General features: G+C 67.5%; 7 protein-coding genes. 4 read left to right on the forward strand and 3 right to left on the reverse strand.

Annotated features, from left to right (window positions below; translation table 11 throughout):
- Positions 1-37 precede the first annotated feature (37 nt).
- Together VGV37_RS27135 and VGV37_RS27140 are read left to right on the forward strand one after the other, a co-directional pair.
- Positions 38-1,189: a pyridoxal phosphate-dependent aminotransferase gene (locus VGV37_RS27135; protein WP_326882936.1), complete on the forward strand. Its 1,152-nt coding sequence runs from the start codon at positions 38-40 to the stop codon at positions 1,187-1,189.
- Between the two features lie 22 nt (positions 1,190-1,211).
- Positions 1,212-1,538 carry an NIPSNAP family protein gene (locus VGV37_RS27140; RefSeq protein ID WP_326882937.1) on the forward strand — a complete coding sequence of 109 codons (327 nt, stop codon included), beginning with the start codon at positions 1,212-1,214 and terminating at the stop codon, positions 1,536-1,538.
- Between the two features lie 8 nt (positions 1,539-1,546).
- On the opposite strand, the gene VGV37_RS27145 is transcribed toward VGV37_RS27140, so the two are convergent.
- Both VGV37_RS27145 and VGV37_RS27150 read right to left on the reverse strand, forming a co-directional pair.
- Complete coding sequence (locus VGV37_RS27145; RefSeq protein WP_326882938.1) at positions 1,547-2,527, reverse strand: hydroxyacid dehydrogenase; 981 nt, start codon at positions 2,525-2,527, stop codon at positions 1,547-1,549.
- Between the two features lie 75 nt (positions 2,528-2,602).
- Positions 2,603-3,547 (reverse strand): NAD-dependent epimerase/dehydratase family protein, encoded by a 945-nt coding sequence (locus VGV37_RS27150; RefSeq protein WP_326882939.1) that lies wholly within the window; start codon positions 3,545-3,547, stop codon positions 2,603-2,605.
- Between the two features lie 102 nt (positions 3,548-3,649).
- Here VGV37_RS27150 and VGV37_RS27155 point away from each other — a divergent pair, with 102 nt between their 5' ends.
- Entirely contained in the window at positions 3,650-4,270 is a 621-nt protein-coding gene (locus tag VGV37_RS27155; RefSeq protein ID WP_326882941.1) for a TetR/AcrR family transcriptional regulator, read from the forward strand.
- On the opposite strand, the gene thpR is transcribed toward VGV37_RS27155, so the two are convergent.
- On the reverse strand, positions 4,271-4,807 hold the full coding sequence (gene thpR, locus VGV37_RS27160; protein WP_326882942.1) for an RNA 2',3'-cyclic phosphodiesterase: 537 nt from the start codon (positions 4,805-4,807) through the stop codon (positions 4,271-4,273).
- 505 nt (positions 4,808-5,312) lie between these two features.
- On the opposite strand from thpR, the gene VGV37_RS27165 reads away from it, so the two are divergent.
- Positions 5,313-6,379 (forward strand): IPT/TIG domain-containing protein (locus VGV37_RS27165; protein WP_326882943.1); only part of this gene is annotated, 1,067 nt, incomplete at its 3' end.

The raw sequence follows: 6,379 nt of genomic DNA on the forward strand, positions 1-6,379 counted from the left end.
TAAGCTCGCGGCCTCCGCCCCAACAGGATCCCGCTCCATGGCCGTCCGTCCCCGAATCCAGAACCTCCAGGCCTCGCTGATCGCGGAGGTCGCGGTCCTCGGGATGGGCGATCCCGAGGTGTTGCCGCTATGGTTCGGCGAGGGTGACCTGCCGACGCCGCGCTTCATCACCGAGGCCGCGTCGCGCGCGCTGGAGGCGGGCGAGACCTTCTATACGTTCGAGCGTGGCATTCCGCCGCTGCGCCAGGCGCTCGCCGACTACGAGACCGGCCTGCACGCCCGACCGGTCGCACCGGAACGGGTCGTGATCACCAATTCCGGCATGCAGGCGATCATGCTGACGGTCCAGGCCCTGGTCGATCCTGGCGACAACATCCTGGTCGTCTCGCCGGTCTGGCCGAACGTGCGCGCCGCGATCGAGATCATGGGCGGCGAGCCGCGCGAGGTGGCGCTCGCCCGGCGCGAGGACGGCGGTTTCCTGCTCGATCTCGACGCACTCGATCGGGCGCGCGACGGCCGTACCCGGGCGATCTTCCTGAATTCGCCGTCGAACCCGACCGGTTGGGTGATGAGCCGGGCCGAGGGCGAGGCGCTGCTGGCGTTCGCCCGCCAGCACGGGCTGTACCTGATCGCCGACGAGGTCTATGCCCGCGTCGTCTATGACGGCACCGTGGCGCCGTCCCTGCTCGACCTGGCCGAACCCGACGACCTGGTCGTGGTGGTCAACAGCTTTTCCAAGGCCTGGGCCATGACCGGCTGGCGCCTGGGCTGGCTCGTCGGCCCGCCCGAGATCGTCGAGGTCATGGGCAAGCTGATCCAGTACAACATCTCCGGCGCGCCGACCTTCATCCAGCATGCCGCCGTGACGGCGGTGCGCGAGGGCGAGGAATTCGCGCGTTCGATGGCGGAGCGCTACCGTGCCGGGCGGACCCTGGTGCTGGATGCGCTGCGAGGGCTGAACCGGGTCCAGGTGGCGCCGCCGGATGGCGCGTTTTATGCTTTCATCAAGGTCGACGGCATGACCGACTCGCTCGCCTTCGCCAAGGAGATCCTGGCCAAGACCAAGGTCGGCCTGGCACCCGGCGCCGCGTTCGGCCTGGGCGGTGAGGGGCATCTGCGGCTCTGCTTCGCCGCTTCGCGCGACCGGCTGGCGCCGGCGCTCGAACGCCTCATCCCCATTTTACGCTGATCTTCCGCCTCTGGAGCCGTCGATGATCTACGAAATGCGCGTCTATCGCACCGTGCCCGGCCGGCTGCCCAATCTGCTGGCGCGCTTTACCGACCACACCTTGCGCTTGTGGGCCAAGCACGGCATTCGCCAAGCCGGCTTCTGGACCACGGTCGTGGGCGAGTCCGCGAACGACCTCACCTACCTGGTCGCCTGGGAATCCATGGCCGAGCGGGAGGCGAAATGGACGGCGTTCCAGAGCGACCCGGAATGGATCGCGGCGCGCGACGAAAGCGAGCGGGACGGGCCGATCAACGCAAACGTCAGCAACCAGTTCCTGAAGCCGACGGCTTTCTCGGTCGTAAAATAGCTCGGGAGCTATTTTCGCCCAAGCGCGGCCGGGTTGACCAGGTTCGCCGGATCCGGCGTGCCGCCCGATAGCACCTGGATGATGTTCTCCGCCGCCATCAGGCCCATGGCATCCTCGGCGCTGCCGGTGTGGGCGCCGATATGCGGCGTCACGATCAGGTTGGGCGCCGAGAACAGCGGATTGGCCGGGTCCGGCGGTTCGGCCGCGAAGGTTTCGAGCGCGGCACCGGCGAGTGTCCCCGCATGCAGCGCGGCCGTGACGGCCGCCTCGTCGATCAGGCCGCCGCGCGCCGTGTTGATCAGCAGCGCGCCGGACTTCATCCGGGCGAGGCTCGCCGCATCGATCATGGCGCGCGTGTCGGGGCCGAGCGGGCAATGCAGGCTGACGATGTCGGACGTCGCATAGAGCTCGTCCAGGGTCGCGACCGGCCGGGCCAGTGCCGGGTCGATCGTCTCGGTCCGGCGGCTGTAGGCCTGGACTTCCAGCCCCAGCGCGCGCGCCAGCACCGCGACCTGGCGGGCGATGGCGCCGAACCCTACGAGGCCCAGGCGGCGCCCGCGGATCTCCCGGCCGGAATAATGCCATTTGTCCCAATGGCCGGCCTTCATCCGGCCATCCAGCCGGACCAGGTCGCGGCCGAGCGCCAGGATCAGCGCGATGGTATGCTCGGCCACCGAATAGGCGTTGGCGCCGGTCGCCAGCAACACCGGCACGCCAGCGGCGGTCGCCGCGGCAACATCGAGCGAATCATATCCCACGCCATGCTTGGCGATGACGCGCAGGTCGGGCGCCGCCGCGAAGACGCGCCGGCCGATCGGCGGATTGTTGCGCATCAGGATGGCATCGAGCCGCGAGCGCGCCGCGGTCGCCGCCAGCACCTCCTCGGTCAGCGCATCGTCGAGAAACTCCAGCGACGCGCCGAAACCCTCGAGCCGCCGGATCGCCGGTTCGGCCAGACGCGTGGCGGTGACGATGACCCGATAACCCATGTGCGGTGCTCCCTCTTGCCGTGCCATAGGAGCGCCGGTCGGGTGGCGTCGCAACCGCAGCGGCTGCAAGCCTGCTCAGCGGCTCCGCAAGGCCGCCAGGGTTCGGGCGACGCCTTCGTCGTACGACGTCTTGGCCAAGGGTCCGATCAGCGCTGCGAGCGCGTTGTCGTTCAGCAGCAGCGGATCGGTCACCAGGTAGTTCATCTCGGCCAGCCCCTTCATCACCGGATCGAACAGGCCGAACAGGCTGAGGCCCCGCTTGCCGACCGGCAGCAGGCGCGGCTTCGTGCCGGCTGCGGCGAAGATCTTGCGGGCGAACGCGCGCTGGGTGATCACGCCGGCACCGGCCAGGTTCCAGGTGCGCCCGAACGCGTCGGCGGTGCGCAGCAGCCGGCCGACCACCGGCCCGACATCGGGCGTGAAGACGAATTCGTGCGGCCGGTCGATCGGGCCGACCATCAGGGCGCGCTTGCCGGCGAGGGCCGCCGTGAAGGTACCGTGCAGGAAGCTCGATTCGCCGTCCGGCCCATAGAAATCAGGCAGGCGCAGGATCGTCGTCTGGATCCGTCCATCGGCATGGGCCGCCAGGGTCAGGTCCTCCTGCGCCTTGCGCATGCGGCCGCGATAGGTGTGCGGCTCGCGCGGATGGTCCTCGGCGATCGTCGGCGTCCGCGCCATCCCGAACGGATAGACCGTGCCGATCTGCAGCAGGCGCTCGACCCCGGCGGCGACGGCGCCCTCGATCACCTGGCGCATGACGATCGGGTGCTGCTCGAACTTGTCGTAGGGCACGCCGACCAGGTGGACGGCCGCGTCGGTGCCGGCCAGCGCCTGGCGCACGGAGGCGGGATCGGCCGGGTTCCAGGTCGTGACCTCGGCCAGGGGATCCTGGCCGAATGCCCGGTCGAGCGCATCGCGCGACCGGCCGATGACCCGGTAGGGCCGCCCTTCGGCCCGCAGGGCTGCGGCGATGCTCTTCCCGATGGCACCGGCGGCACCGACCAACGCGACCTTGCTCATGCGACTCTCCTGTTGAACGACGATCTATTTATGAACAATGTTCAGTAAACGATGTTCATTTAGTATTGCCGGTTCCGTCGGTCAAGGGTTAAATTCATCTCCATGGGGATTTCCGAACGCAAGGCGCGTCAGAAGGCCGATCTGCGCGCGCGCATCCTGGAGGCGGCGCGGGCCATCGTGCTGACCGACGGGTTCGCCGGCCTGACCATGCGCAAAATCGCCCAGGCGATCGAATATTCGCCGGGCACGCTCTATCTGCATTTCGCCGGACGGGACGAGATCGCCCGCGATCTCTGTATCTCCGGCTTCCGCGACCTTGTCGCGGCGCTGACGCCGGTCGCGAGCGTGGCCGAGCCGCGTGCCCGGATCGAGGCGCTGGCGGAGGCTTATGTCCGCTTCGGACTGGAGCAGGCGGAGACCTATCGCCTGATCTTCATGGTAGACCCGACCATCGTCAGTGCGATCTACGACCGGCCGGAGGCCGGTGGTCCCGACGATCCCGGCACCCAGGCCTATGGGCTGATTGCCGGCGGCTTCCTCGCGCTGCAGGCCGCCGGCGACTTGGCGCCTACGGCGGATCCGATGGTCCTGACCGACGTCTTCTGGGCCTCGCTCCACGGCGTGGTCAGCTTGAAGCTCACCTGTCCGGGCTTTCCGGCAACGCCGGTCGAGGTGCTGGTGCCCGCGCTGGTCGCGAGCCTGCTCGACGGGATGCTGGCCTAGTCACGCCAGCGGATATTCCGCCGCCGCCTCGTAGAGCGAGCCGGCCCGGGTCAGATAGCTCCGCACCAGCTGGAACCTGTCGACCGCGATCTCCGGCAGGCGCAGCAGATTGTTGCCTTCGAGATAATGCCCGAGGTCGGTCAGATGCCCGGCGCGGATGTTCGCGAGCGTGACGTGGGGCGTGAAATGCCGGCCCTCCGGCGGCACGCCCGCGCGGCCCAACGCCTGGCCGACCTTGTCGCGCAGCTCGACCAGGGCCGCGGAACGCTCGACCCCGGCATAGAGGATGCGCGGCTTGTCGACCGTGCCGAACAGATCGACGCCGGCAATGAGCATCGGAAAGCGGCGCGCGCGCAGTTCCGCGAGGGCGACGTCGATGTCGGCGGCCATGGCCTCGTCGACCTCGCCGATGAAGCGCAGGGTGACGTGGTAGTTGCCTGGATCGACCCATTTCACGCCGGGCAGGCCCTGCGCGATGACGGACAATGCCAGCTTGGTTTCGGGCGGCAGATCGATGCCGACGAACAGTCTCAGCATGGCGCCATGACACACGAAAATCGCTGCGCTCGGAAAGGGGAAAAATTCGATCGCTTGTCACGGGCGGATCCGGCGATGCCGTCTCACCCTGTTCAGGTTGCCGACAGCCTGTGGTTGGAAAACCATTCGCGATCGAAGATTTCATTTTCGCGGCCAATATGGCCCGGGCGCTTCCAACCAATTGGCATCGCTCGAACATTTTCGTGCTTTGGAAGAGGAGAATGGCAAAAGAGCATGCAGAGGTGGAAAAAACTTAATGTGGACTTAAGGAATGCCCGCCAAGCGTGGGGGCGCGGAGTGACATCCCGAAGAAAATTGCGCGAAGGCCGATCGAGCATCGTCCGGTTGAATGGAAGCACCTGATTCGCCCCGTCGGGTCGAATCGCCGCCGATTGCAGTCCAAGGGATCACAAGAATGTTGCGCTTCCTACAGCGTCTGTCGCGTACCGGGACTTCCACCCCTTCGATGGCGCCCTCTCCCGCTCGGACGATGCTTCCTCGGATCGTGCGCGGGCTTTCGCCGCAAGTCCTGCTGTTCCTCGGTCTCTTGACGGCGGCCCTCTCGCCCTCGATGGCGTTCGCCACCACCGTGAACGCCAACTGCATCACCCCGGATCCGGTGGTCTTCGCGACCGTAGGATCGACCCCGTCGATCACGCTGACCGACATCGACCAGTCGGGCAGTACCTGCGACGACAATGACCAGGGACTGCACACACAGAACGAAACGGTCGTCAGCACGACCGAAACCGTCACGGCGGTCGGCAACAGCGGCACGCACTATACCTTTACCCAAACGGGCTACGCGGATGCGGTCAACGGCCAAAGGACGATCTACGCCGTCTCGATCACCCAGTTGGTCGGTTCGGGCAGCGATTTCGTGCGGCTCTACATCGACCCGGGCGAGAGCGGCACCGCGAGCACGCCGATCGATATTCAGGTCACCCTGCCGGCCTCCAGCGCGCCCACGGTGAGCAGCATTTCGCCCGGTTCAGGCAGCACGCTGGGCGGAACGCCCGTCACGATCACAGGCACCAACTTCACCGGCACGACCGCCGTCACCATCGGCGGCGTGGCCGCGACCGGCATCACCGTGGTCAGTGCTACTTCGATCACGGCAACGACGCCGGCTCATGCCGCCGGCACGGCAAGCGTGCTGGTCACGAGCACGAACGGCACCAATGCCGCCAATAGCCTCTTCACCTATGTAGCGCCGCCGACGGTGAGCGCCATTTCGCCGACCACGGGCAGTACGCTGGGCGGGACGTCCGTCACGATCACCGGCACCGGCTTTACCGGAGCGACGGCCGTCACCATCGGCGGCACGGCCGCGACCGGCGTCACCGTAGTCAGCGCGACCTCGATCACGGCGACGACGCCGGCAGGCTCCGCCGGCTCGGCAAGCGTGCTGGTCACGACGTCAGGCGGCACCAACGCCGCGAACAGCCTGTTCACCTATGTAACGCCGCCGACCGTGAGCGCCGTCTCGCCGACGTCGGGCAGCACGCTGGGCGGGACCTCCGTCACGATAACGGGTACGGGCTTTACCGGAGCGACGGCCGTCACCATCGG

Source organism: Aliidongia sp., assembly GCF_035943795.1.
Lineage (GTDB): Bacteria > Pseudomonadota > Alphaproteobacteria > ATCC43930 > CGMCC-115725 > Aliidongia.

Bases quoted from the DNA above. Each gene is read 5' to 3' on its own strand.
- VGV37_RS27155 (WP_326882941.1), top strand. From the start codon at position 3,650: ATGGGGATTTCCGAACGCAAGGCGCGTCAGAAGGCCGATCTGCGCGCG.
- VGV37_RS27140 (WP_326882937.1), top strand. From the start codon at position 1,212: ATGATCTACGAAATGCGCGTCTATCGCACCGTGCCCGGCCGGCTGCCC.
- VGV37_RS27135 (WP_326882936.1), top strand. From the start codon at position 38: ATGGCCGTCCGTCCCCGAATCCAGAACCTCCAGGCCTCGCTGATCGCG.
- VGV37_RS27150 (WP_326882939.1), bottom strand. From the start codon at position 3,547: ATGAGCAAGGTCGCGTTGGTCGGTGCCGCCGGTGCCATCGGGAAGAGC.
- thpR (WP_326882942.1), bottom strand. From the start codon at position 4,807: ATGCTGAGACTGTTCGTCGGCATCGATCTGCCGCCCGAAACCAAGCTG.
- VGV37_RS27145 (WP_326882938.1), bottom strand. From the start codon at position 2,527: ATGGGTTATCGGGTCATCGTCACCGCCACGCGTCTGGCCGAACCGGCG.